General features: G+C 60.9%; 27 protein-coding genes. 11 read left to right on the forward strand and 16 right to left on the reverse strand.

What is annotated here, in order from left to right; all coding sequences use genetic code 11:
* Window positions 1-21 precede the first annotated feature (21 nt).
* Complete coding sequence (locus CUJ86_RS06625; protein ID WP_130646766.1) at window positions 22-339, reverse strand: hypothetical protein; 318 nt, start codon at window positions 337-339, stop codon at window positions 22-24.
* Window positions 340-1,218 carry an Mrp/NBP35 family ATP-binding protein gene (locus CUJ86_RS06630; protein WP_130646767.1) on the reverse strand — a complete coding sequence of 293 codons (879 nt, stop codon included), beginning with the start codon at window positions 1,216-1,218 and terminating at the stop codon, window positions 340-342.
* A 170-nt stretch (window positions 1,219-1,388) separates the two neighbouring features.
* Between CUJ86_RS06630 and CUJ86_RS06635 the strand changes: the two genes are divergently transcribed.
* Window positions 1,389-3,215, forward strand: coding sequence for an aldehyde ferredoxin oxidoreductase family protein (locus tag CUJ86_RS06635; RefSeq protein WP_130646768.1), 1,827 nt, complete (start codon window positions 1,389-1,391; stop codon window positions 3,213-3,215).
* A 16-nt stretch (window positions 3,216-3,231) separates the two neighbouring features.
* Here CUJ86_RS06635 and tsaA read toward each other — a convergent pair whose 3' ends face one another.
* From tsaA to CUJ86_RS06655, 4 genes are read right to left on the reverse strand one after another with little or no spacing between them, the layout of a single operon-like run.
* Window positions 3,232-3,684, reverse strand: a complete 453-nt coding sequence (gene tsaA, locus CUJ86_RS06640; protein ID WP_130646769.1) for a tRNA (N6-threonylcarbamoyladenosine(37)-N6)-methyltransferase TrmO — start codon at window positions 3,682-3,684, stop codon at window positions 3,232-3,234.
* Window positions 3,684-4,229, reverse strand: coding sequence for a CRISPR-associated protein Cas4 (gene cas4 / locus CUJ86_RS06645; RefSeq protein WP_165394803.1), 546 nt, complete (start codon window positions 4,227-4,229; stop codon window positions 3,684-3,686). The genes tsaA and cas4 overlap by 1 nt, the downstream gene beginning before the upstream one ends.
* Window positions 4,226-4,486: a hypothetical protein gene (locus CUJ86_RS06650; RefSeq protein WP_130646771.1), complete on the reverse strand. Its 261-nt coding sequence runs from the start codon at window positions 4,484-4,486 to the stop codon at window positions 4,226-4,228. The genes cas4 and CUJ86_RS06650 overlap by 4 nt, the downstream gene beginning before the upstream one ends.
* Complete coding sequence (locus CUJ86_RS06655) at window positions 4,483-4,905, reverse strand: ribonuclease HI family protein (protein WP_130646772.1); 423 nt, start codon at window positions 4,903-4,905, stop codon at window positions 4,483-4,485. Before CUJ86_RS06655 ends, CUJ86_RS06650 begins: the two co-directional genes overlap by 4 nt.
* An 85-nt stretch (window positions 4,906-4,990) precedes the next feature.
* On the opposite strand from CUJ86_RS06655, the gene CUJ86_RS06660 reads away from it, so the two are divergent.
* Window positions 4,991-5,479 carry a YbhB/YbcL family Raf kinase inhibitor-like protein gene (locus CUJ86_RS06660; RefSeq protein ID WP_130646773.1) on the forward strand — a complete coding sequence of 163 codons (489 nt, stop codon included), beginning with the start codon at window positions 4,991-4,993 and terminating at the stop codon, window positions 5,477-5,479.
* Window positions 5,480-5,492: 13 nt separating this feature from the next.
* Here CUJ86_RS06660 and CUJ86_RS06665 read toward each other — a convergent pair whose 3' ends face one another.
* A complete protein-coding gene (locus tag CUJ86_RS06665; protein ID WP_130646774.1) occupies window positions 5,493-5,915 on the reverse strand; it encodes a CBS domain-containing protein in 423 nt (140 codons plus the stop codon).
* 70 nt (window positions 5,916-5,985) lie between these two features.
* Here CUJ86_RS06665 and CUJ86_RS06670 point away from each other — a divergent pair, with 70 nt between their 5' ends.
* The 3 genes from CUJ86_RS06670 to CUJ86_RS06680 all read left to right on the forward strand — a co-directional run bounded on the left by CUJ86_RS06670 (window position 5,986) and on the right by CUJ86_RS06680 (window position 8,792).
* Window positions 5,986-6,843 carry a Clp1/GlmU family protein gene (locus CUJ86_RS06670; RefSeq protein WP_130646775.1) on the forward strand — a complete coding sequence of 286 codons (858 nt, stop codon included), beginning with the start codon at window positions 5,986-5,988 and terminating at the stop codon, window positions 6,841-6,843.
* Between the two features lie 6 nt (window positions 6,844-6,849).
* Window positions 6,850-7,206 carry an STAS domain-containing protein gene (locus CUJ86_RS06675; protein ID WP_130646776.1) on the forward strand — a complete coding sequence of 119 codons (357 nt, stop codon included), beginning with the start codon at window positions 6,850-6,852 and terminating at the stop codon, window positions 7,204-7,206.
* 83 nt (window positions 7,207-7,289) lie between these two features.
* The gene (locus tag CUJ86_RS06680) at window positions 7,290-8,792 is read left to right on the forward strand and encodes an MFS transporter (protein WP_130646777.1); all 1,503 of its coding nucleotides are present in this window, start codon (window positions 7,290-7,292) and stop codon (window positions 8,790-8,792) included.
* 112 nt (window positions 8,793-8,904) lie between these two features.
* Here the strand turns inward: CUJ86_RS06680 and CUJ86_RS06685 are convergent, their stop codons facing one another.
* The 3 genes from CUJ86_RS06685 to CUJ86_RS06695 all read right to left on the reverse strand — a co-directional run bounded on the left by CUJ86_RS06685 (window position 8,905) and on the right by CUJ86_RS06695 (window position 12,873).
* The gene (locus CUJ86_RS06685) at window positions 8,905-10,353 is read right to left on the reverse strand and encodes a GAF domain-containing sensor histidine kinase (RefSeq protein WP_165394804.1); all 1,449 of its coding nucleotides are present in this window, start codon (window positions 10,351-10,353) and stop codon (window positions 8,905-8,907) included.
* A 144-nt stretch (window positions 10,354-10,497) separates the two neighbouring features.
* Complete coding sequence (locus CUJ86_RS06690; protein WP_235855599.1) at window positions 10,498-11,739, reverse strand: DNA methyltransferase; 1,242 nt, start codon at window positions 11,737-11,739, stop codon at window positions 10,498-10,500.
* A gap of 18 nt (window positions 11,740-11,757) precedes the next feature.
* Window positions 11,758-12,873 (reverse strand): TIGR04084 family radical SAM/SPASM domain-containing protein, encoded by a 1,116-nt coding sequence (locus CUJ86_RS06695; RefSeq protein WP_130646779.1) that lies wholly within the window; start codon window positions 12,871-12,873, stop codon window positions 11,758-11,760.
* 234 nt (window positions 12,874-13,107) lie between these two features.
* Between CUJ86_RS06695 and kamA the strand changes: the two genes are divergently transcribed.
* The 4 genes from kamA to CUJ86_RS06715 are packed head-to-tail and all read left to right on the forward strand — an operon-like array spanning window position 13,108 to window position 16,215.
* Window positions 13,108-14,421 (forward strand): lysine 2,3-aminomutase, encoded by a 1,314-nt coding sequence (kamA, locus tag CUJ86_RS06700; protein ID WP_130646780.1) that lies wholly within the window; start codon window positions 13,108-13,110, stop codon window positions 14,419-14,421.
* Window positions 14,414-15,238 carry a putative beta-lysine N-acetyltransferase gene (gene ablB, locus CUJ86_RS06705; protein ID WP_130646781.1) on the forward strand — a complete coding sequence of 275 codons (825 nt, stop codon included), beginning with the start codon at window positions 14,414-14,416 and terminating at the stop codon, window positions 15,236-15,238. The genes kamA and ablB overlap by 8 nt, the downstream gene beginning before the upstream one ends.
* 42 nt (window positions 15,239-15,280) lie before the next feature.
* Window positions 15,281-15,442 (forward strand): rubredoxin, encoded by a 162-nt coding sequence (locus tag CUJ86_RS06710; protein WP_130646782.1) that lies wholly within the window; start codon window positions 15,281-15,283, stop codon window positions 15,440-15,442.
* Window positions 15,439-16,215 carry a hypothetical protein gene (locus CUJ86_RS06715; protein WP_130646783.1) on the forward strand — a complete coding sequence of 259 codons (777 nt, stop codon included), beginning with the start codon at window positions 15,439-15,441 and terminating at the stop codon, window positions 16,213-16,215. Before CUJ86_RS06710 ends, CUJ86_RS06715 begins: the two co-directional genes overlap by 4 nt.
* On the opposite strand, the gene CUJ86_RS06720 is transcribed toward CUJ86_RS06715, so the two are convergent.
* Together CUJ86_RS06720 and CUJ86_RS06725 are read right to left on the reverse strand one after the other, a co-directional pair.
* Window positions 16,182-16,739, reverse strand: coding sequence for a flavodoxin family protein (locus tag CUJ86_RS06720; RefSeq protein WP_165394805.1), 558 nt, complete (start codon window positions 16,737-16,739; stop codon window positions 16,182-16,184). The two genes, CUJ86_RS06715 and CUJ86_RS06720, sit on opposite strands and share 34 nt — an antisense overlap.
* A 60-nt stretch (window positions 16,740-16,799) precedes the next feature.
* Complete coding sequence (locus tag CUJ86_RS06725; protein ID WP_235855600.1) at window positions 16,800-17,405, reverse strand: protease inhibitor I42 family protein; 606 nt, start codon at window positions 17,403-17,405, stop codon at window positions 16,800-16,802.
* 222 nt (window positions 17,406-17,627) lie between these two features.
* On the opposite strand from CUJ86_RS06725, the gene CUJ86_RS06730 reads away from it, so the two are divergent.
* A complete protein-coding gene (locus CUJ86_RS06730) occupies window positions 17,628-18,089 on the forward strand; it encodes a response regulator (protein ID WP_130646786.1) in 462 nt (153 codons plus the stop codon).
* A 13-nt stretch (window positions 18,090-18,102) separates the two neighbouring features.
* Here CUJ86_RS06730 and CUJ86_RS06735 read toward each other — a convergent pair whose 3' ends face one another.
* Window positions 18,103-18,765, reverse strand: a complete 663-nt coding sequence (locus CUJ86_RS06735) for a phosphoribosyltransferase (protein WP_130646787.1) — start codon at window positions 18,763-18,765, stop codon at window positions 18,103-18,105.
* Here CUJ86_RS06735 and CUJ86_RS11825 point away from each other — a divergent pair.
* Complete coding sequence (locus CUJ86_RS11825) at window positions 18,746-18,907, forward strand: hypothetical protein (protein WP_165394806.1); 162 nt, start codon at window positions 18,746-18,748, stop codon at window positions 18,905-18,907. The two genes, CUJ86_RS06735 and CUJ86_RS11825, sit on opposite strands and share 20 nt — an antisense overlap.
* 138 nt (window positions 18,908-19,045) lie before the next feature.
* On the opposite strand, the gene CUJ86_RS06740 is transcribed toward CUJ86_RS11825, so the two are convergent.
* The 3 genes from CUJ86_RS06740 to CUJ86_RS06750 all read right to left on the reverse strand — a co-directional run bounded on the left by CUJ86_RS06740 (window position 19,046) and on the right by CUJ86_RS06750 (window position 22,923).
* The gene (locus CUJ86_RS06740) at window positions 19,046-19,603 is read right to left on the reverse strand and encodes a HEAT repeat domain-containing protein (RefSeq protein ID WP_130646788.1); all 558 of its coding nucleotides are present in this window, start codon (window positions 19,601-19,603) and stop codon (window positions 19,046-19,048) included.
* A 98-nt stretch (window positions 19,604-19,701) separates the two neighbouring features.
* Window positions 19,702-21,255: a PAS domain-containing protein gene (locus CUJ86_RS06745; protein WP_130646789.1), complete on the reverse strand. Its 1,554-nt coding sequence runs from the start codon at window positions 21,253-21,255 to the stop codon at window positions 19,702-19,704.
* Between the two features lie 111 nt (window positions 21,256-21,366).
* Window positions 21,367-22,923, reverse strand: coding sequence for a PAS domain-containing protein (locus CUJ86_RS06750; RefSeq protein ID WP_130646790.1), 1,557 nt, complete (start codon window positions 22,921-22,923; stop codon window positions 21,367-21,369).
* Between the last annotated feature and the right edge of the window lie 15 nt (window positions 22,924-22,938).

Raw genomic sequence — 22,938 nt, forward strand, 5'->3', positions numbered from 1 at the left:
GAACAAATACGGATAAAAGTGTTATTCCTGTCCCCCTGATGCCGATTCTCCACCTTCAAGCATCAGGGATCCAAAAATCATTTTTTCAAGAACACCGGCAACATATTTCATCCGTTGCGAGAGTTCCATATTCTCATAGCGGTGGACGTCGGCATAGATCTGGACCCGGATCAGTGAAAAACGCAGCCTATCGAGTTCGTCGTCACTCAGCGCGGCGGTTTCCTGATAGATCGGTTCGATCAGGTCGGGAAAAGAGGAGATATCTGAAATTGCCGCGGCAATCCGCTCATGGATGGGGAGGGGATCTCCGGTCCCCTGCAGCACCCGCCGGAGATCCATTCAACCCTCGACAAGTTTGACCAGGTTCTCCATCACGGTGTCGATCGCCTTCCAGGAGGGGGAATCCGCACGCAGGTTGATGAACGGTCTTCCTTCATCGCCCGCCTTGCGCACCTCGGGATCGATGGGGATTGCACCGAGGAACGGCACGCCAAGTTCCTGCGCCGCCTTCTCGCCGCCGCCCTTGCCGAAGATCTCGATCTCTTTCCCGCAGTCGGGACAGATCAGACCGCTCATATTCTCAATAACACCGAGGACCGGCAGATCGAGTTTTTCGACAAAATTCGCAGCCTTCTTGGAGTCCATCGTCGAGACCTCCTGCGGGGTGGTGACAATGACGGCACCCTCGATATTGGGTGCGAGCTGCACGATGGTGAGGGCCTCGTCACCGGTGCCGGGCGGGAGATCGACGACCAGGTAGTCCAGGGGGCCCCAGTTGACGTCCTCCAGGAACTGCTTGATCGCCGACATCTTCATCGGGCCGCGCCAGATCACCGGCGTGTCGGCGTCAGGGAGAAGGAACTCCATGGAGACAACAGAGAGGGTGCCGGTGACGCGGATGGGTTCGATCTTGTCGCCCATCACCATCAACTTCTGGCCCTCCGCACCGACCATCTTGGGCACATTCGGGCCGTGGATATCGAGGTCAAGGAGGCCGACGCTCTTGCCGGTCTTGGCAAGAGCGGACGCCAGGTTTACCGAGACAGTCGTCTTTCCGACACCGCCCTTGCCCGAAAGAACGAGGATCACATGCTCCACGTCGATCTTCGCCTTGGGCGGAAGCCCCTTCTGCGGGGAGTCGCATGCTTCCTTCTGGGCGCTCGAGCAGGTTGCGCAGTTGCCCGAACATTCTTCCTGCGTCTTTCCGTTTTCTGCCATGATAATCTTCCTGTCGGGTATATACCCAGGTATTCTATAGATATCTGTATGCAGGTCTGTTAAAGAGTAGTGGTCCGGGCAAACGGACGCTCCCGCACACCCCCCGGCCGTCGACGGTCAACCGGGTTACCTTTATCAGCTGAACTGCCGTCAGGGGGGGTGTGAGGACCATGAAAGGCTACGCAAACAGACTGCTCTATGTCGACCTGACAGGGGAGACGGTGCGTCCGGGCCCCTATCCCGACGACCTGAAACGAGACTACCTTGGCGGGAGGGGTCTTGGCGTCCGCCTCCTCTCCGAGATGATCGATGCCTCGACCGAACCGCTCGGTCCGGAGAACGTCCTGATCGTCGCCAGTGGACCGCTGAGCGGGAGCGGGGTGCCGCTCGGATCCAGATTCGACGTGATTACGAGATCACCGCTCAACGGGACGATCACCAGCGCCAACTCAGGTGGGTTCTTCGGGAAGGAACTCAAACGTGCGGGTGTTGATGGCATCATCATCAGCGGACGGGCGAAACGACCGACCTATCTCTGGATCCATAATGGCGAGACCGAACTGAGGGACGGATCCGCCCACTGGGGAAAACGGGTGAGCGAAACCGTGCAGGACATCGAGAACGAGACAATGGGACCCAAGACCGAGGTGTTCTGCATCGGCCCTGCGGGTGAGAACCTGAGCCCGATCGCATCGATCATGAACGAGACCTTCCGCTCGGCAGGACGGGGCGGCGTCGGGGCGGTGATGGGGTCCAAGAACCTCAAGGCGATCGCGGTCCGGGGGGAGGGGACCATCGAGGTGGCCGATCGAGAAGCCCTGGATGAGGTAAACGCAGCGGCGCGCGCAAAACTGCGGGAGAACCCGGTGACCGGCAAGGGGCTACCGACCTACGGAACGGCGGTGCTTGTCAACATCATCAACGAACACCACATCCTGCCGATAAAAAACTTCCAGAGCGCTCATGACCCCGAGGCCTCCACGGTATCAGGTGAGGAACTCGCCGACCGCTACCTCAAGTCAAAGAAGTGCTGCTACTCGTGCATGGTCTGCTGCGGGCGGCAGTCGGAGATCGATGGTGTCGAAGGGGACGGACCGGAGTATGAGACCGTCTGGGCGTTCGGCCCGAATCTCGGCTGCCACGACCTCGGTATGGCGATCAGGGCAAACAACCTCTGCAACGAACTGGGACTGGACACGATCTCTATCGGCGGGACGCTCGCCACCGCCATGGAGATGACCGAGCGCGGCTATGCTGATGCCGGGATCCGTTTCGGCGAGTGCGAAAAAGTCGAAGACCTCATCACCGCCATCGGTCTCAGGCAGGGGATCGGTGACGAACTCGCGGAGGGGAGTTATTCCTTTGCTGCACGCCACGGACATCCCGAAGTATCGATGACGGTAAAACGGCAGGAACTTCCGGCCTACGACCCCAGGGGGCTGCAGGGGCACGGACTTGCATACGCCACCTCGGTGCGTGGCGGCGATCATGTCTACGGCTACATGATCTCGCCGGAGGTGCTCGGGCTCCCCGAGGCGCTGGATCCCTTCACGAGCACAGGGAAGGCAGAGTGGACAAAGATTTTCCAGGACCTCACCGCCGCAATCGACGCATCCGGGATCTGCCTCTTCACCTCATTCGCCCTCACCGCAGAGGACTACGCCACCCTGATCCGGGGGGTCACCGGCATGGAGATCACCGCCGACGACCTGATGCGGATCGGGGAGCGGATCTGGAACCTCCAGAGGCTCTGGAACCTGCGGGCCGGATATACCAAGGCGGACGACACCCTGCCCCACCGCCTGCTCACCGAACCCCTGCGGGAGGGCGCACCCGCCGGACGGGTCTGGGAACGCGAACCGCTGCTCTCAGAATATTATGCAGTCCGGGGATGGGACGAAGACGGCGTGCCGACGGCGAAGAAACTCGCAGAACTGGGGATCAGTACGTTCGGTGCGGCGGTAACGAGCAAAACAGAGAGAGTGCCGGTCCGCTGAGACCGGATCACTCTTTTCAATCCCTGCCGACGGGGTGCGGCGACATCTGCCGCATCCAGTCCACTCCCGCCCCTTCGATGGCGTCCACCGCCGAGGAGTAGGGCTTGATGTCCAGGAGCGGCGAACCGTCCAGTGCATCCAGGCCGCGCACCCGCAACACTCCGTCCTCGATTGAAAGAAGATCGACCACCGAGAAGGCGATCGGGTTCGGGCGGTTCGGGGAGCGGGTCGAGAACACGCCCCGCGATCTGACCTCGCCCGGCGGCGTTGCGCTGAGCGCCGTCCGGTCGGCGCGGTCCTGCCAGTAGAGCACGATCAGATGGCTGCACCGTTCCACATCCGAGAGGCCCGCCCGGTATTCGGGAAACACCTCGATCTCGCTCTCCGTATCGACAAGACGCCCCTGTCGCGGGGCATCGCCGACCTGCCTGTACGGGGACCTGCAGACCCCGATTGCCACACATTCCATCACATATCACCTAAACAATACCTGCATTCATCGCTGTAGGCACAGTTCCGGCAGCGCACCGACGCATTATGGTTCCGGCGCACCGGCGTCCCTGCGCAGCACTCCCGCATCGCATCCACGGTGGAGAGCACCTGCCGCCTGAGATCCTCCGTGAAATCGATGCGGTGCTGCTCGCCGTCGCCATAGACCAGCACGCCATAGGGGACGCGGGTATGGTAGTGCTCCTCCACAAGCAGGCAGTATGCGGCAACCTGCAGGATATGGTTCCAGTAGGGCTTCTTCGCACGCCCGCTCTTCACTTCCACCGGGATATGGTCGCCGGTCATCTCGTCTCGCAGGATATAGTCGGGGCGCCCGGATATCCGGTATTTCTCCGAGAAGAGCACCTCTGCCGGGTGATCGAGATCGGTATAGAGGAGCTCGCCCTCAGGGATGCCGTACTGGTCGCGCACCTCCCTGATGGCGTAATGCCTCCGGATTGCAAAAATAAACACGCCAATTGACGCAAGAAGGAGGAGGAGCACCCCTTCGATGAGGTTGATCACTGCAACCACCACAGCAGCATGATCAGGGCAAGGGCAAGCATCCCATAGCCGAGAATCGTGAGCAACCAGAACGACTGGCGGTCCCGCTCAACCTGCGTGATGGTCTCGCCCATCTCGGCGTGCTTCTGGTTTCCCCTCTCGATAGACGGCGAGTAGGTGGAGCGACCGTTCCGTTCGAATTCCCATGAAACCGCACAATAGGCAAATTCTGCGATCTCGGATGCGGAGATCACCGGCAGATCCTCATCCTCCGTCATCCGCTCTGCCCCCGGTCCAGTTCGAGGTTGCAGAGTTCGTCCGCCCGCCGGATCCAGGGGTCGGTCCGCCGGACCGCCTCGAAGACGACGGAGGAGAAGTGGGCGGTGCACCTGAGCACCTCGGCATGGAGGTCTTTCAGGTGCTCCTTGTTCACGCGGTATACGCCGGTGAGCTGACGGACCACCAGTTCGCTGTCGGAGTAGAGGGTTACAGGACCGTCGGTGTACTCCTGTGCCGTCGTAAGGGCGGCAATGACGGCGCGATACTCGGCAACGTTGTTTGTCGTGACCCCGAGGTAGATGGACCGCTCACACAGCACCCTGTCACCCTGAACGATAATATAGGCGCAGGCAGCACGGCCCGGATTGCCGCGGGACGCCCCGTCAGTGTAGACCCTGAACCCATCCTCGCCGGTCATTGTTTTCCGCTGAAATAGTTGGGCGCAGCGGTTACATATGCGTATGGATACGAACACCGATATACCGGAAGAGCATGGTATCCCCATGGCAGAACAGACGGGACTGAAACGGATCGTCGTCCGCCTCGACTTCGTCGAGTTCCCGAAACGGCACACCTGCGACGGGGAGGGGGTCTCGCCGCGGCTGATCATCGAGGGGATGGAGGCGCCCTCCATTGCACTGATCGTCCACAACCCCTATGAGGAGGGTTGTTCGTTCTCCCCATGGTGTGCGTGGAACATCGAACCGCTCCGCTTCTCGGACGGCACCGCCGTGATCCCGGAGGGGATTGCGCCCGAACCCGAGGTGTCGTTCCCGGTGCGGATGGTGCAGGGCAGAAACGACTACGGCCGCATCGGCTATCAGGGACCGTGCCCGCCGGCAGGGGAGACGCACCGCTATTACTTCAGGATCTACGGGCTCGACGGCGACCTCCCGCTCCCGCCGGGTTCAGTGCAGCACGAACTGGTGGCGGCGATGCGCGGCCACGGACTGGAATATGGCGAGACGGTTGCAATGTATACGAGAACCTGAAAAAGGAGAGTGATTAAACGACCGGACTCCCCGATCGGATCACCGATGCGATGCCGTCCATCTCCTGTGCAAGCAGACGGATGACATCGTCCACGGTGATGATGCCGGAGAGTGCACCCGCACCGTCGGTGACCGGCACCCGCCGCACGCCCTTCGCCTTGATCTGCAGGAGCGCCTGGTAGAGCCCCGTTGTTCCGGGCAGCACCAGCAGTTCAGCAGACATCACCGCATGCACCGGTACGCTCTTCGGGTCCAGCCCCTCCGCCGTGACCCGGACGGTGATGTCCCGGTCGGTGATGATGCCCACCGGCTTTTTCTCTTCCACTACCACGACCGAACCAACATTCTGTTCTGCCATGATGCCTGCCACATCGAAGACCGGCGTTTCCGGCGGCACGGACACCACCGGCACCTGACAACATTCCATCAATGTCATCTCTCGTCCCCTCCCGCGCTGCACATGGACGGCCGAATATTTCAAGGTAGCCCATGACGATCTCTCTTCTATGGTCATCCCCGGGCCCGGATGGGAGGAGATCTGCGATATCGCCGAGGGCACCGTCTTTCTCCTGGGGGGGACGGGGGCCGGCAAGACCACCCTTGCCGGTTATATCAGGGGGCAGGTGGGCGACGGTGTCGCATGGATCGACGGCGATCCCGGTCAGTCGGCGGTCGGACCACCCGGCACCCTGGGCCTCACCCGCCCGGACGGCACCGTCTCCCTCAGGTTCACCGGGGCAACATCGCCCTCGATGGCGCCGCTCGCAACCCTTTCCGCCCTCAGGTGCCTGCTGGACGAGGGCAAAGGGGGAGGGGCATCGACAGTTCTGGTGGATTCGTGCGGATACATCTATGGCGAAGGGGGCGTGGAGTTCCAGCGCCGCTCGATCGAGGTGCTCGCACCGGACCAGATCATCGCCATCGGTTCAACGGCAGAACTCAATGCCATCCTCTCACCGTTCATGCGGCGTCCGGGGCTCCGCGTCCACCGACTGCCCGTCTCCCCCCATGCACGGCGGCGTTCACAGTCGGCACGGCGGCGCTACCGGCAGGAGCGCCTCCTCCGCTGGATGGAGGAGGCAGAGGTCCGTCGGTGGGGGGAGGAGATCATCAGGGCGGGGTTCTTCCCGGAGCGCCCCCGCGGCCACATCGCCGCGGTCTGCGATCCCGGTGGGCGGGTGCTGACGGCGGGCATCATCCTGGGGGTCGGGAGGGATATGGTGGTGCTTGCCGCGCCACCCCCATTCGCTGGAGAACCGGCCTATTTCGAGGCCGGACGGTTCAGACCGGGCACCGGTTGTCTTCCCTCTTCGCTTATGGCCTCCATTCCCCCATACCTATATCAGGACTCTCAGGAAAGGTGATGGGCAATGGACGGAGAGGAGATCCGGATTGAAGGGCGAAGGGAGGGGGCGACGACGGTGGTGTGTATCGGCGGGCGCCTCGACGCCCTTTCATCGACCGGGGCAGCCGAATTTCTCGAAGAGACCATCAGGGATGGCGCCCGGTGGATCGTCCTCGATCTTTCCCACCTCACCTATACGAGTTCCTCCGGGCTCCGTGCCATGCTCGGCGCCCTCAAAGAGATCAGGAAACATGGGGGCGATCTCAGGATCGCAGCCCCGATACCGTCTGTGCGGCAGGTCCTGGACATCGCAGGATTCGACCGGATCATCGTCATCACAGACACCGTTGAGGGGGCGATCAGGGCGAGTGAAAATCCCTGAATACACTCCATTACAGAGTAAACAAACACATTGATTCAACAAATCATAATGATTAATTAATTGATAGAATCCATATTTTTTACATGGTAAAAGTGGGAAATAACCCCTCATCCGATAGTTTCCTGTTATTAATCATCTCCATATCCCTTGCAACCTTCATGTCCTCCCTGGACGGCACGATTGTCAATATCGCCCTGCCGACGATCTCAGAATATTTTGACGTCTCCACAAGCGCCGTCAGCTGGGTCGCCACCGCATACCTGCTCGTCATGGCAGGATGCGTCCTGATATTCGGCAAAATTTCCGATTTCATTGGATTTAAACGGATTTTTCTCTCGGGATTTGTTGTTTTTACAGTCGGTTCGTTTGCCTGCGGCTTCCTGCCGGAAATGCTCGGTTCCTTTACCATGCTCGTGGGATCACGGGCGTTTCAGGGGATCGGCGGGGCAATGATCACCGCAATCGCACCGGCGATGGTGACCGCATTCATCCCGATGGAGCAGAAGGGAAAGGCGATGGGCATCATCATGACGGTGGCGGCGCTTGCGACGGCAATCGGTCCGACCGTCGGCGGTCTGCTGACCCAGTACATCTCCTGGCACTGGATCTTCTACATCAACGTACCGGTCGGCATCGTCGCCCTGATCCTGGGCCTCAGGGTGATCCCGGGGCATACCGCACCATCTGCACACCTCACGGGATTCGACAGAACAGGCGCCGCCTCGATCTTCATTGGACTCGCCACCCTGCTCTTCGCCGTCTCCGAGGGGGAGGTGCTCGGGTGGACGTCGCCGGCGGTTCTGGTCTCCGGGGCGGTGGCGGCACTCTCGCTCGCCCTCTTTGTGTGGCATGAGCTCCACACCGCCGACCCGCTCCTTGAACTCAGACTCTTCCAGAACAGAAACTTCCTGTTCACCAACCTGATCATCGTCCTGGTCTTCTTCAGCTTTGCCGGCATCAACTATCTCCTGCCCTTCTATCTGCAGTATGTCAAGGACTACGACACCTCGAGTGCGGGCATCATTTTAACCGCGCTCTCGTTTGCCATGATGATCTCCGGGCTCATTTCTGGAATGCTCTACAACCGAACCGGCGGACGGATCCTGTGTATCGTCGCATCAGTGATCATCACTGCCGGGTATTTCATGATGACGCACCTGCAGGCGGACACCACAACCGCATTTGTCGTGGCCGCACTGCTCGTGATCGGGTTTGGCCTCGGACTGATCGTCACCCCGGTCTCGAATATGATCATGAACTCGGTGGCAAAGAAATACCAGGGGATGGTCTCCAGCCTGACCAGTCTGGAGCGGTTTGCACCGATGACGATCGGCATCGCCATCTTCAACCTGATTTTCATCCAGGGGATCCTGATGATCGCACAGAACAGGAACATCACCACGCAGCCCCCTGCGGATGTCCAGCACCTTTTATGCGCAGGATTCGATATCGCCTTCTTTGGTGCGGTGATCATCGGTATCCTGGTGATCGTACTTGCCCTCCTGGCGCACCAGGAGGTCCATCCCGATTACCTCAATGAGAAGGGGGACGACGACGGCACTTTTGAGAGCGGCATGATGCTGTAATCTCTCTTTTTCATGGCGCACAGGAGTTTGAGACTCCTCCGTTCCCTCTCCCGCTCACCACCGATAACAGGGCGGACCGAATCGTCCACAAAAACAGATCCGGGATCCCGGATCAGGCGCCCTCTTTCAGCAGCACGACAAAGGCCGCACCCTCCTCAGGACGGCCAGCCACCCGGTCCTCCACCCTGATCTCGCCGCCATAGCGCCCGACAAGCATGGAGGCGATATAGAGGCCCATCCCCCGCCCCGGCACCGAGGGGTTGCTCCGGTAGAATCGGTCGAAGATCTTCGCCTTCGCATCGTCGGGGATCCCCGGACCATTGTCGGCGATCCGCACCGACACCAGACCGCCCTGGTTCAGGGCCGAGATCTCCACCGCCACATCGGCGCCGCCGAACTTGAGGCTGTTGCCGAGGAGGTTGACAAAGACCTGCCCGAGAAGTTCGTCGGCCAGGACGACTGCATCGCTCCCCGTCCAGGTGATCCAGGCACCGGCTGCCGACGCCAGCGCCGATTCTATCGCCGGGGCCAGAGGGACCGGCACAAGGGCATGCGTCGTCTCATCGCATGTCCGCAGAAGGCGTACTTCATCGATGATCGTGCAGCTCTGCCTGATGCTGTTCAGACAGCGGGTGGCATACTCCTCTGCCTCGCCCTCCAGGTCCTCCCGCAGGAGCTCCAGATATCCCATCGCCACATTGTTGGCGTTGTTGATGTCGTGGGCCATCACATCAAGATAGAACTCGGCACCCGCCTTTGCAGACGCAAGGTCCTCGATGAGTGCCGTCTTATGAATGATGCCCCCGGTCTCCTGCCCGATCGCCTCAAGCGTCTCCTTCTCAAGGGGTGTGAACTGATGGAAGTTGCTGCTGGCGATTGCCAGGGCCCCGATCACCCCGCCGCCAGGGATGACGACCGGCACAACGGCGCAGGAGTAGACGCCCAGTTCCCCCTCCTCGTGCTCGACGCTCAGATATGCCTCGCCATAGCAGGGCCTGCACCCCCCAAAGATTGAATCCCACCACTCTCCATGCTCTCCTCCGGAACAGAGGGTTTCCGCGAAATACAGACGGTAGAGGCCGAAATCGGCGCGGAGGGCGGCGCAGCCCCCGGTTCTATCGACCAGATAGATGGCCCCCGCATCAAAGTCCATCAGTTCGACGGTCTTCTGCACCACCGCCCCAAGGGTATCTGCAAGCGATGCCGGAGAGGTGCATGCCCGTATGATCCCATTGATCGTTCCAATCTGCCGGTTGATCCGTCCAATCAGTTCATCGGCGTCCTGCCGGCGGCTGATATCGATGAGGCTCACGACCAGGCTTCCGCCCCCCGTATCGGCCAGAGATGCCTGCATCTCATAGGTGCACGACCCCGCCGGGAGCAGACACCGCCCCCTGCCGCTGACCCATGCCCCTTTAAAGACGGACAGGATTCCTGGTCCGGCGAAGATACCCCCGCAGAAGTCTTCAAGGGGGGGTGCGCCCGGGTCCTCACCCCTGCAGAAGGTCTCCCTGAACATCCGGTTTGTGGCCGAAAGGCGTCCGTTTTGATCAAGAATCATCAACGGAACACCCATGGCATCCATTATCGTCTGTGTATCGTGGGGGGGCAATCGATCGACCTGAGAAATGATCGACCCCCCGGAAAATAAAATTGGTCCCATGGACACGGAGCTGGATCAATAGCGACCGGCGTCCCGCGCCGCCTACACATCTTTCCGGAAGAGCACGATCCTGTTGGTGTTGGTGCCGCGGGCATTGTTCGCCACGCCCCAGATGTTGGAGGTCTTGGTGAAGCACTGTCGGTTGAGCACGATCCCGGCCGGGATCAGCCCGCTCGCCGCACCCAGGGGGACCACATGCTCGTCAAGGGCGATGCTGCCGTTGCGCACCTCGCCGACCTCGAAGGCGATCCAGCCGCCCGGACGGGTGATCCGGTGGAGTTCACTGAACACCTCCTCCATCACCCTCTCCCATTCGCCGACCGTGCGGGCGGTGGTGATGCCGGCGGCGATGGCACCGGCATCGAGCCCGTTGAACCAGCAGCGCAGCCAGTTGTCCCGCGCATACTGGACGACATCCAGAAACGGCGGCGATGTGACGGTGAGGGCCACAGAACCGGAGGGGATGGACGGTGTCGAGGCGGCATCGCCGGTGAGGAAGAGGGCGCTCTTCCCCGCCTCCCGGAGCGAGCGACGCTCCGCCTCCGTGAGATCTTTCAGGAGAGCGCGGCTCTTTTTCAGGATCAGGGCATGGGTGTCGCGGTAGTCGGGGCACTGGTTCCGCTTTTGATTGATCCGCCGCTGGCTCTCGGGCGAGACCGCCTGGTTCGGCGGGAGGGTGTAGACCGAAAAAAAACCCTTTGAATGCCCGGTGAGGCGGGTGGTGGCCGTCATCCGGATCCAGCGGTCGACCGGATCTGCACTCTTGCCCCGCTCCATCAGGTAGCGGCGGAGGGCCACGATCTCGGCCTCGGTCCTCTCATGGTAGAACATCGAGAGATCGATCTCCGCCCGTTCACCCGTATCCCGGGGGATCGCCGAAAGTCGTGCCTCAACCTCATCGAGCGCCGGAGGCTCCAGCCTCGGGGCGGCGAGAATTGCCGAGAGGGGGTTTGCATCATTCGCCGCAACCCTGCGCCCGAGGAGAGCGCCCTCAACCGCCGTCGTCCCACGACCGCTGAAGGGATCGTAGACGAGATCGCCGGCCGATGTGAGGAGTCTGATGAAAAAACGGGGGAGTTGCGGCTTGAAACAGGCGCGGTACGACACCTCATGGATGGATGAGGCCTGGCGCTGCCGGGACGTCCAGAACTCGTTGATGTAGCGGGGGACGCTCTCCCCCCCGCAACGGACGCTCTCCACCTCGGTGCGCCCGCCATCCACCGCCACACACTGCCTGAGATAGCGGTCGAGGGTGCCGGACATCTGATATGATCTCTCCTCCATGCCTCTTCTCACCTCCGGTCAGGGGATGATCTCGGCTCCGTTATACCGTTCATATGCAAAGGCATCAGCACCGACAGTCCCCTCCCTGATCAGACGGCGCACCCGCGGGAGCACCTCCGTCAGCGCCTCATGGAGGTTCCTGACCGTTCCGCAGACTGCCGCCCGCCCCTCAGGGGGCCACGGACGCAGCACGTTTGAGTAGAGGCACCGCCCCCCGCAGAAGCCAAGCAGATCGCAGCTGGCACACTCACCGCCGATTGCAACAACAGGGAGGCGGTCCGGGCGTGCGGTGCGGATATCACCGAGATAATAGTCGTTCATGCCGACCATGCAGGGACAGGGGACGATCCGCCCGTCGGTCATGATCGTATAGCAGGCAGAGCCGCAGCCGCACCGCAGTGCACTCTCCGTCCCCTCCAGCAGGTCGGCCATACAGCCCAGGAAGGGATACCAGCGCTCCACCCTCCCGGTTTCCATCCGTTCAAGCCACTCTCCGACGAGACGGCGGATGCCGGGGTTGTAGCACTCCTCCGCCCAGCGGGCAAAGGAGCGGCGCGACCAGTCGCCCCAGAAGTTGGCATCGATCTGCCAGTGGACGGCGTCAAAGGGTCGGTCTGGGAGGTCGGCGCAATGGAGGACCGCACTATAGATATCGGTATTCTCGGTGATGGTCATCCTGGCGATCATCTCCGGGGCCGGAGCGGCGCGACGCATCCCCCGTACATTCTCCATCACCCGGCGGTAGACGCCGGCACCCCGATGGGCGTTGGTGAGCGCCTCCGGACCATCGATCGAGATGAACATGGCGGAAAAACGACCCGCATAGGAGGGGTCCAGGCGGTCGAGGAGGACGCCGTTTGTCTGGAGCATGAAGCGGCAGGCGGGAGCGTCATCGATGATCTCCTGGATCAGGGCGATCCTGAGCAGGGGCTCGCCCCCGTAGAAGGTGAGCACGGGCTCGGGATCCCGGCGGAGAAAACGGTAGAGGTCGGGGAGGTCATACGAGAGATCTGGCGGTATATCACTGTCGACCGCCACCTCTGTTTCTGGTATATCGTTCTCCTCGAAATCCTTTCCGCGGCAGTAGGTGCAGCAGAGATTGCAGTCGTCGGTGAGGATGAGATGATAATACATCCTCCCCAGAGGTTGTGCACGGACGGCGATAAATCCACCCCGACGAATGCAGGGGCAGAACCTCGCCATCTCATGGAAATACGGCCAGTTCACGGGATTTTTGAGAGGAGCACGCCGCAGCCCGAGACCAAAAAAAGCCCATGAAGAACCCGGTTCGCCAGAATTAATCGTATAATAAATTATCCGATTCACTATATCTATGGTCGCTAATAGAGCTCATAACGGAGGATTCAGATGATCAGCGATACAACCACGGAACAGGAAATCGCAGACCGTATCACCCCGGACAACGCCGTTGCGCGGTGGACCGACTGGCGGTGGCAGACCGGTCATGCGATCCGCGACATTACAACCTTCGAGCGGGCCCTCGGCATCACCTTCCCGCCGGATGAGCGTGAAGTCCTTGAGCAGACGGTGGAGCAGTTCCCGCTCTCCGTCACACCATACTATCTCTCACTTATCGATCGGGACGATTATCGAAACGATCCCATATTCATGCAGTGCTTCCCCTCCGTACAGGAGCTCGAGGTCGAACCCTATGATCTCTCCGACCCGCTGGCGGAGGACCGGGACCACCCGGCGCCCTGCATCACCCACCGCTACCCGGACCGCGTGCTCTTTCTGGTCTCGAACGTCTGCGCCATGTACTGCCGGCATTGCACCAGAAAGCGGCGGGTCGGCGATGTGGATTCGATCCCCTCAAAAGAGGAGATCGAGGCGGGTCTGGACTACATCAGGACCCATCCGGCGATCCGAGATGTCCTCCTCTCGGGCGGCGATCCCCTCATGCTCCCCGACGATCTCCTCGACCATATCCTCACCGAACTCGATGCGATCGACCACGTCGAGGTGGTGCGGATCGGCACCCGCATCCCGGTCGTGCTGCCCTACCGCATCACGCCCGGACTGGTGTCCATGCTCTCCCGCCATCAGCCGCTCTGGATCAATACCCATTTCAACCATCCGGCCGAGATCACCGCATCCTCCGAAGAAGCGCTCCGCCGTCTCGCCGATGCCGGGATACCGCTCGGCAACCAGACCGTCCTGCTCGCAAACGTCAACGATTGTCCCCGCCTGCAGCGCACCCTTGCCCACAAACTGGTGAAGAACCGCGTCCGACCCTATTACCTCTACCAGTGCGACCTCTCCGAAGGGCTCTCCCACTTCAGGACATCGGTGGCAAAGGGGGTGGAGATCATCGAGAACATGATCGGGCATACGAGCGGGTTCTGCGTTCCCACCTATGTGATCGATGCACCGGGCGGCGGCGGAAAGATACCGCTGACGCCAAACTACCTGATCTCGTGGTCAGACCACAAGGTGGTGCTCCGCAACTACGAGGGGGTGATCACCACCTATCAGGAACCCGCCAACTACCGCCCGATCTACTGTGAGGGGAACTGCCCGGACTGCACCCTCCAGCTCAGGGAGGAGAATGCCGAAGAGCCCGGACAGGTCGGGATCGCACGCCTCCTCTCAGATCTCGACGACACCTCCACGCTTGTCCCGGAGAACACCGAACGGATGGAGCGCCGCACGGATGCCTGACACCGTCACGAGGATCGGGGACTCGCTCCTCCAGCACGGTCCGGCGAACAGACGCGTCTACCTGATGCACCTGGCACAGGGCGACGAGGGGGAGATGCCCGCCCGACTCATCTCCCTTGCACAGGAGAAGGGCTATACCAAGGTGATCGCCCGCATCCCGGCAGGAGCATGCGATCCCTTCTATGCCGCCGGTTTCCATCTTGAAGCCGCCATCCCGGGACTCTACGGCGGGGAGGAGGACGGGTGTTTTGCCGCCCTCTTTCTCGATCCCGGACGGTCAACAGACCCCAAGGTCACCGTCGAGCGTTCCCTGCTCGGGAGCGGCGAGAGAGAGAGGAGCGTCGCCATACCGGAGGGGTGCCGGATCCGCGAGGCAGGACCGGCGGATGCGGATGCGGTGGCAGACCTGTATGCCGGCACCTTCGAAACCTATCCCTTCCCGATCGACGATCCGGCATATCTCAGGCGGGCGATGGCAGACCATGTCCGGTTTTTTGTTGCAGAGGCGGATGACGGGATCGTGGCCGCATCATCGGCCGAGATCGATCCCGAAGGCCGGAATGCGGAGATGACCGACCTTGCCGTCCGTCCGGCATGGCGGGGCCGCGGACTTTCGTCCGCGCTCCTGCAGAGGATGGAGAGAGCGGCACGGGACGAAGGGATCAGGACGGCCTACACCATTGCGCGGGCGGCATGGTATCCGGTCAACCGCCTGTTTGCCGGTGCGGGCTACCGTTATTCGGGCACGCTGATCAACAACACCCAGATCTGCGGGAGATGCGAGAGCATGCATGTCTGGCACCGCCGTCTGGACTGAGGGGCACAATCTATTTACCGTCATCCCTCCCCCTACCCCATCATGGACATGTACAAGTGCACAAAGTGCGGCTATATCTACAACCCATCCACCGGCGACCATACCCAGAACATCCCGCCAAACACGCCCTTTGAAAAACTGCCTGAAAATTGGGTCTGTCCCCGGTGCGGCGCCGGCAAGAGCGCATTTGTGAAGAAAGAATGACGAATACCGGCAGGGGCCGGACCGCCTTTGTCGACCTGGAGTTCGGTTACGCCTACGGGACGCACCGTTGTATCTCCATGCCAATCGAGGCGGGGGTCGTCGTCTATGACCATTCAGAGGACCGTCCCATATTTGGGGGATGGGAGTGCAGAGAGGACCTCGAGGTGGAGATCTGGCAGAACCGGACCGACGCCCTGGGCAGGCGGACGGGGGTGAGCACCCATGTGGCAAACCCCGGCAGGAGGAAGATCATGTCACCGTATGACCCGCGTCATAGACTGAAACGGGAGGGGTGGCGCCGGGCCCGGCGGTCGGCATCGGCACTCTTCGACGAACTCTCGGGCTTCATGGAGGATCTCTGCCGGCAGGAGAGGCCGACGGCGTTCTGTTTCTTTGCCCGCGGGCTGGAGTGCCGGGCACTGAAACAGGCGGGGTTCGATCTCTCGCCCTACCCGTGCTCAGACATCCAGCAGGACGTGGGGGCAACACTCGGACTCAAAGACCTGATCTCCCTTGACCGGGCCGCCTGTATGATCGGATTCGCCCATGAGGGGGCGGCGATCCGATCGCATCACCACCGGTATCCGGTGCCGCCCCGCTTCTCGCCCTATATCATGCCGCACCGTGCCGTGGGCGACGCCGCCAGGATCTTTCTCCTCCACCGCGAATACTCCTCAGACCGGGGGCGGTTCTGCCGCTCGGCCGAGGCCTATGCCGCCGCATGCGGAAATGGCGGGGATCACTCCGAGACCAGCCATCGCCCGAGTGCGTAGGCCCGGTCCATCATGGCACTGTCGTCCTCCACCTCGCCGGGCTCGAGAAGACCGGGAACAATGAGCGGCGCCGCCACCCTGAGGCCGAAAAACTCCATCGTCGCCGAGAGGTGGGCGGCCATCGGGGCATAGACATCCGGGTTCGCATCCCCCTGCGGCAGGATCAGGGCGGCTTTTTTTCCGGGAAGGATCCGCGATGAGAAGTCGGCATTGAGGAAGGCATACCAGCGGTCGATGAAACTCTTTGCCGTCCCTGTCGGCATCCCGAAGTAGATGGGTGTGCCCAGAATGATCCCGTCGCATTCCTGCACCAGCGGGTAGATATCGTCCATGCCGTCATTGAGCCTGCACTCCCCGGCCTTTTTGCAGTAGCCGCACCCCTGACAGTCACGGAAGGCCAGATCGTTCAGGTGGACCACGGTCCGTTTGGCACCTGCATCTACCGCCCCCTTCAGGGCATGGCCAACAAGGATATCGGTGTTGCCCCCTTTTCTCGGGCTTCCGACAAATCCCACAACCTTCATGGAGCAGTGCATGGCCCTTCTCCTATATGAAAGGGCAGGATAAAAGAGAGGATAGGGGAGTTATGCCCCGGCGACATTGAATGTGACCGAGAAGGCGGTGTCGGTGGCGGTGACGTTCTCCCACGGTCGATGATATACTGCCGAGAAGGTCTGAATACCGCTCCCGTCCGCACGGACCACCCAGGTACGGGTGCCCCCGACACCGACCATACCGGCGGGATGCTCGTCCACGGTGTAGGTGTCGCTCACGATGACAAGACCGTTGGAGACCGTTGCATTCCACTGATATCCGGTTGTCGGGTTCTCCTCAAGTTCGATCGTCACACTCTCCCCCTCCGTCAGGTCAACGGTCGTGCCGTCGGCACTCTCGTTCAGGGTAACCGCAGGTGCCCCGGCAGTCATGGCAGCACGGTAGGCCTCCCAGGCATCCATCTCGGTGCCGTTGGGGAAGATGCAGACGCCGTACTCGTTTCCGTCAGCGTCTTTCCGGATCTCGTAGTCATATCCCATTTCATCGCACCAGACGGCGGACGGATTCGCCATCCCGACCTCCGTTGTGCCGGCGGGTGTGTCGTCTGCCGTCCGGTCCCCTCCTGAGGTGCACCCTGCCCCGCAGAGGCAGGCGCAGAGGAGGAGGACCGCCGCTCCTGTGGCCAGTTGCTTCATGAAGGCGTACATCACACTCTGAAGAGATAAAAGATACTATAAGTTCGATTATTTTCGAATCAATTGCAATTCTGGAGATTTACTGATCTCATCCGATTGAAGAATCTTAAAAGACGTTAAACACATATTTGAAAGTCAATACTAAATAAAAATATATCTCAGCCCCTTTTTAAATCAAACAATACAGAAACAAATATATATTGACGACGAACATTAGAAGCCATGCCAATCCCCGGCACGGCGACACTACGGGTCCTCATGGTGGACGATGATGCAGACCTCCTCCGGACAATGAGCCTCTATCTTGAGAGCATGGACAACGTCTCGGTTTCAACGGTGCCTTCCCCGATCATGGCCCTCAGGAAACTGATGTCCGAACATTACGACGTCTGCGTCTCCGATTTCAATATGCCGGGCATGAACGGGATCTCATTTCTCGACGCCATCAGGAGAGACGGCAATCCCATACCCTTCCTGATGGTAACCGGGAGCGGCACCGATCGGCTTGAATCGCAGGCATTCGCCGCCGGGGTCGAGCGGGTCATCCGGAAGAACAGGGAAGGGGATCTCTTCTTCCGGGAACTGGTCGATGCCGTCAGAACCGCCGCGGAAGGTTCAGGACAGACGTCGACCGGCATTCCGGCCTGTTCGAAAACCTGCATTCGCAGCCCTATTTCCCCCTGATCGCCCTATCACGCTATTTTGATTTCGCACGCCGATATCCGGCAGGTTCCCGCACCGCCCCCCCCATCGCCACCAGATCGTCGAGCGCCTTCAGGATCTCTTCATCTTCCGCCCAGATACCGAACCGTCCTGCAAGGAGCGCCGCAATGGACGCCGTAACTGTCGGGACATCGGAGAGCACCCGCTCCACGAAGCCGACCAGATCCTCATGGAATGCCCAGGGGAAGATCACCCACTGCCAGGCATCGGCATACTCTGCATGATACCCGGGCTGGAGGTCTGATGTGCCCTTGTGGATGAGGACGGCAGTCCGCACCTCCCGGGGGTTGCGGGCCCGCAGATAGTCTGCCGCCAGACGGAGCGTTTCGCCGGTATCGGTGACGTCATCGACGATGAGCACGGATTGACCGGAGATCTCGGCGGCGAGGGGGTAGCGGATCACCGCCTCCTCATGCATCTGTGCGGCGATTCCCCAGTGCTCGATCTTGATGCCGGTCAGATTGCTGATCAGAAGGTCGTCGCAGACGATGCGGGCCGGGACATACCCGCCGCGCCCGATGGCAACGACGATGTCGGGCCTGAAGCCCGAGGCCCGGATATGGGCGGCGAGCAGATGGGAAAGCCTGACCGAACGCTCCCAGGAAACGGTGTCGCAGGTGAAGTGGTCGGGGATCATCGATAGAGGGTGGCGCCGCCGGGATATAAAAGAGGCGACGCCCGCGGACTACCTGGCATACCTGCGGGAGCGGGACTACCCGTTCGTCTCGTGCGGGCGGGAACGGGTGCACCAGCGGTATGTGGTGCGGAAGGGGGCATGATACCTACTCATGCTCTTGAAAGCCAGGGCGGAGCTGCGAGCGGCACGTCTTTTGACGCCAGAGTGATGCGGCCCGACACATGAATACAACCACAGGGCACGTCGATGCCTCCTCCCAAAAAAACAGAAATGGGTTTTTTCAGTTTCTGTGCACTTCTTCGAGGACGAACGCCCTGACGGTTTCGTCCGCCGCCGGGAGTGCCTCCTCCACCGCGGCAATGCCGGCAGGGTGCCCCATTTTCATGAGCGCCGCCGCCGCCAGGGCACGGCTGCTTTCGGTGCGTCCGGCCTTCATGGCGGTGATCAGGGGCTCCACGGCACGCGGGTCACCGATCCTGCCGAGTGCCCAGATCGCGGGGTTCGCCGCGGGATCCTTCCCGGCATTCACGACCTCGATCAGGGCTTCGGCGGCAGGTGTACCCACGCTGGCAAGTGCGATGGCGATCCTCCATCGGGCAGTCGTCGCCGTGTCGGTGAGGGCCTGCACCAGCGGTTCGACCGCCGGCATCCCGATCCTCCCCAGGGCTCCGGCCGCCTGGAGGCTTCTGTAGGTGTCCCCCTTCTGCAAAGTATCCATCAGGACAGTGATCTCTTCGCGTTCAGGCTGCTCTTCGACAACAGGCGCCTCAAACCGCCCCCTGGTGTAAAAAATCCGGCCGGGCTCGCCTTTCCTCTTCTCCAGCTCAACAACAGGCATTTCTTTTCACCTCCTGTGACATCCAGCCCTCTTGCCCGGTATTATCATCAAGGTTTACGAAATAGAGCCGCTGAACCCTGTTGCTTTGCATAGTTTTATTATTCCGGGGGAGAGGCGAGCTGTCGCCGCAGCTCAGCGATCTCATCGACCAGCATCTGGTATGCCCGGCGCTCTTCGGTGACGTCCTCATAGGTGACATAATGGGTGCCGTCGCAGAGCTCCACCGGACGAAAGAGGAACGCCTTCTCCCCACCGCTCTTGCACCGGACCGCGAAGGTCCGCGGCCTCATCTCCCCCCTGCCCACCTCCGCAAGGTCGGACTTCCAGGCGGCGATCGCCTCCTTCCGTGCATGGTCGTCAGGGAACGCCTTTTTGAACCACTCCCGTCCGGCGGGGATGTCTGAGAGGGTGTAGCCGAAGAGGTCGGTGAACCGCCGGTTGAGGAAGGTGTAGCGGCCGTCGGCGTCGATGAGGGCGGCGGCGGAGGGGGAGGAGTCGATCACCTCCCTGAACCGGTGCTCGCTCCGGCGGAGGCGTTCCTCGGTCTGACGCCGGGCGATGGCGATCGAGGCCTGGCGGATGAAGGACTCGAACGCCTTCCGGTCGTTGAGTTCCTCCTGAGGGGTGAAGAAAATACTGGCGATTCCAAAGACCTGGTCCTGCCAGACCAGGCCGATGCCGTACATTTTTCCGAGATTCAGTTCACGGACGACGATATCGCAGACGTCCCGAGGGAAAATGCCCGCACAGAGATCATAGAACGAGACCCCGTCCTCCCCGGGCTCCTGATTGAGGATGAACTCGCGCAGGGGAACAAATCGCTCCGGGGTGTAATTAAACGGAGCACTGGATAAGAGATCCGTAATCGGGAAGACCGTGCCAGGGAGGTCTCTTCCCACAATCCGTTTTGCATCCTCCCGAAAGCGACTGTCCTCCATCGCCCGGAGGATCATCTGGCGGTTGACCTCATCGAAGGAGTGCACGATGACACGGGCTTCGGGTACGAGTTCACGGATCCTGTCGGCGATATACCAGTAGATATCCGCCTCCGCCGGCAGGTCGACGAGCTCCATCGCCGTCCTCGCGAGAAACTCCATGTTCCGGACGTAGCGCTTCTGTTCGGTGATGTCCTCGAGCACCAGGGTGCACCCCTTCTCCCCGTCGTCGAAGGTGGTAGGGATCGCCTGCATCTGGTAGAAGAGGTCCGTCCCATTGCTCCGGTAGCGGAGGTCGGTGATCACCTGCTCACGCTCCAGACCCTCGACGACGGCGATCGCCTCCGGGGTGGAGACCACCGGGAGTGCTGCCTCCTCGAGGGTCAGCCCGAGCAGGTCGTCTTTCGAGCGCCTCAGGGCCTGCTGGCACCGGTCGTTCACCTGCACGATCCGCCCGGCGCTGTCCAGGATCAGGATCAGGTTCTTGGTGAAGCAGAGAAAGGCGGACATCGGAACGCGCTGGGCAAGCGAGTAGAGCTTGGCGTTCCCGACATTCCGCACGTCGACTTTGCCTGCGATCTGCATGATCTCCAGGTGCTTCGAGACCGAGTTTCTGGTCACCCCGATCCGTTTCGCCACCTCGGTGATGGTCATACCCTTCGGCCGGAACCGCAGGGCGCGAAGGATGCGGGTCGGGGTGTCGTCGTCTTCCGGCATACCCGACACAAGTATAATTCACACGATATACTTTTGCATCCACGGGTGTTCAGAGATTTACCTGATAAAGAGGAGATATTTTAGATGCGCCCTGCCACCACCATACTGTTTTCAGGGCGCCGGGCGGGCGACGAGCTGTCGCCGCAGCTCTGCGATCTCATCGACCAGCATCTGGTATGCCCGGCGCTCTTCGGTGACGTCCTCATAGGTGACATAATGGGTGCCGTCGCAGAGCTCCACCGGACGAAAGAGGATCGCCTTCTCCCCACCGCTCTTGCACCGGACCGCGAAGGTCCGCGGCCTCATCTCCCCCCTGCCCACCTCCGCAAGGTCGGACTTCCAGGCGGCGATCGCCTCCTTCCGTGCATGTTCGTCACGGAACGCCTTTTTGAACCACTCTCGTCCGGCGGGGATGTCGGAGAGGGTGTAGCCGAAGAGGTCGGTGAACTGCCGGTTGAGGAAGGTGTAGCGGCCGTCGGCGTCGATGAGGGCGGCGGCGGAGGGAGAAGAGTCGATCACCTCCCTGAACCGGTGCTCGCTCCGGCGGAGGCGTTCCTCGGTCTGACGCCGGGCGATGGCGATCGAGGCCTGGCGGATGAAGGACTCGAACGCCTTCCGGTCGTTGAGTTCCTCCTGAGGGGTGAAGAAAATACTGGCGATTCCAAAGACCTGGTCCTGCCAGACCAGGCCGATGCCGTACATTTTTCCGAGATTCAGCGTATGAACACCAATGTCACAGATTTCCTTTGGGATTACACCTGCACATATATCATAAAATGTTACCTGATTTTTCCCGGGTTTTTGATTAAGAAAAAACTCCCGAAGCGGAAAAAATGTTTCCGGCGTATAATGAAACGGTGCACTGAATAATAATTCTGTGATTGGAAAAACGGTGCCTACAAGGTCTTTTCCAGCGATTTTTTTTACATTTTCCCGGAAGGTATTATCCTTAATTGACCTGAGAATCATCTGCCGGTTGACTTCGTCAAAGGAAGTCACCATGACACGGGCTTCGGGTACGAGTTCATGGACCTGTTCGGCAATATACTCATAAATATCCGCCTCCGCCGGCAGGTCGACGAGCTCCATCGCCGTCCTCGCGAGAAACTCCATGTTCCGGACGTAGCGTTTCTGTTCGGTGATGTCCTCGAGCACCAGGGTGCACCCCTTCTCCCCGTCGTCAAAGGTGGTTGGGATCGCCTGCATCTGGTAGAAGAGGTCCGTCCCATTGCTCCGGTAGCGAAGGTCGGTGATCACCTGCTCACGCTCCAGACCCTCGACGACGGCGATCGCCTCCGGGGTGGAGACCACCGGGAGCGCTGCCTCCTCAAGGGTCAGACCGAGCAGGTCGTCTTTCGAGCGCCTCAGGGCCTGCTGGCACCGGTCGTTCACCTGCACGATCCGCCCGGCGCTGTCCAGGATCAGGATCAGGTTCTTGGTGAAGCAGAGAAAGGCGGACATCGGAACGCGCTGGGCAAGCGAGTAGAGCTTGGCGTTCCCGACATTCCGCACGTCGACTTTGCCTGCGATCTGCATGATCTCCAGGTGCTTCGAGACCGAGTTTCTGGTCACCCCGATCCGTTTCGCCACCTCGGTGATGGTCATACCCTTCGGCCGGAACCGCAGGGCGCGAAGGATGCGGGTCGGGGTGTCGTGCTCCTCCTCCATACTACGAGCACCAGC

The sequence above is a fragment of the Methanofollis fontis genome, from assembly GCF_004297185.1.
Taxonomy (GTDB): domain Archaea; phylum Halobacteriota; class Methanomicrobia; order Methanomicrobiales; family Methanofollaceae; genus Methanofollis; species Methanofollis fontis.

Coding starts and splice junctions, on each gene's coding strand:
- CUJ86_RS06625 (WP_130646766.1), bottom strand. CDS start 339: ATGGATCTCCGGCGGGTGCTGCAGGGGACCGGAGATCCCCTCCCCATC.
- CUJ86_RS06630 (WP_130646767.1), bottom strand. CDS start 1,218: ATGGCAGAAAACGGAAAGACGCAGGAAGAATGTTCGGGCAACTGCGCA.
- CUJ86_RS06635 (WP_130646768.1), top strand. CDS start 1,389: ATGAAAGGCTACGCAAACAGACTGCTCTATGTCGACCTGACAGGGGAG.
- tsaA (WP_130646769.1), bottom strand. CDS start 3,684: ATGGAATGTGTGGCAATCGGGGTCTGCAGGTCCCCGTACAGGCAGGTC.
- CUJ86_RS06650 (WP_130646771.1), bottom strand. CDS start 4,486: ATGACGGAGGATGAGGATCTGCCGGTGATCTCCGCATCCGAGATCGCA.
- CUJ86_RS06655 (WP_130646772.1), bottom strand. CDS start 4,905: ATGACCGGCGAGGATGGGTTCAGGGTCTACACTGACGGGGCGTCCCGC.
- CUJ86_RS06660 (WP_130646773.1), top strand. CDS start 4,991: ATGGCAGAACAGACGGGACTGAAACGGATCGTCGTCCGCCTCGACTTC.
- CUJ86_RS06665 (WP_130646774.1), bottom strand. CDS start 5,915: ATGACATTGATGGAATGTTGTCAGGTGCCGGTGGTGTCCGTGCCGCCG.
- CUJ86_RS06670 (WP_130646775.1), top strand. CDS start 5,986: ATGGTCATCCCCGGGCCCGGATGGGAGGAGATCTGCGATATCGCCGAG.
- CUJ86_RS06675 (WP_130646776.1), top strand. CDS start 6,850: ATGGACGGAGAGGAGATCCGGATTGAAGGGCGAAGGGAGGGGGCGACG.
- CUJ86_RS06680 (WP_130646777.1), top strand. CDS start 7,290: ATGGTAAAAGTGGGAAATAACCCCTCATCCGATAGTTTCCTGTTATTA.
- CUJ86_RS06685 (WP_165394804.1), bottom strand. CDS start 10,353: ATGATTCTTGATCAAAACGGACGCCTTTCGGCCACAAACCGGATGTTC.
- CUJ86_RS06690 (WP_235855599.1), bottom strand. CDS start 11,739: ATGGAGGAGAGATCATATCAGATGTCCGGCACCCTCGACCGCTATCTC.
- CUJ86_RS06695 (WP_130646779.1), bottom strand. CDS start 12,873: ATGTATTATCATCTCATCCTCACCGACGACTGCAATCTCTGCTGCACC.
- kamA (WP_130646780.1), top strand. CDS start 13,108: ATGATCAGCGATACAACCACGGAACAGGAAATCGCAGACCGTATCACC.
- ablB (WP_130646781.1), top strand. CDS start 14,414: ATGCCTGACACCGTCACGAGGATCGGGGACTCGCTCCTCCAGCACGGT.
- CUJ86_RS06710 (WP_130646782.1), top strand. CDS start 15,281: ATGGACATGTACAAGTGCACAAAGTGCGGCTATATCTACAACCCATCC.
- CUJ86_RS06715 (WP_130646783.1), top strand. CDS start 15,439: ATGACGAATACCGGCAGGGGCCGGACCGCCTTTGTCGACCTGGAGTTC.
- CUJ86_RS06720 (WP_165394805.1), bottom strand. CDS start 16,739: ATGAAGGTTGTGGGATTTGTCGGAAGCCCGAGAAAAGGGGGCAACACC.
- CUJ86_RS06725 (WP_235855600.1), bottom strand. CDS start 17,405: ATGAAGCAACTGGCCACAGGAGCGGCGGTCCTCCTCCTCTGCGCCTGC.
- CUJ86_RS06730 (WP_130646786.1), top strand. CDS start 17,628: ATGCCAATCCCCGGCACGGCGACACTACGGGTCCTCATGGTGGACGAT.
- CUJ86_RS06735 (WP_130646787.1), bottom strand. CDS start 18,765: ATGATCCCCGACCACTTCACCTGCGACACCGTTTCCTGGGAGCGTTCG.
- CUJ86_RS06740 (WP_130646788.1), bottom strand. CDS start 19,603: ATGCCTGTTGTTGAGCTGGAGAAGAGGAAAGGCGAGCCCGGCCGGATT.
- CUJ86_RS06745 (WP_130646789.1), bottom strand. CDS start 21,255: ATGCCGGAAGACGACGACACCCCGACCCGCATCCTTCGCGCCCTGCGG.
- CUJ86_RS06750 (WP_130646790.1), bottom strand. CDS start 22,923: ATGGAGGAGGAGCACGACACCCCGACCCGCATCCTTCGCGCCCTGCGG.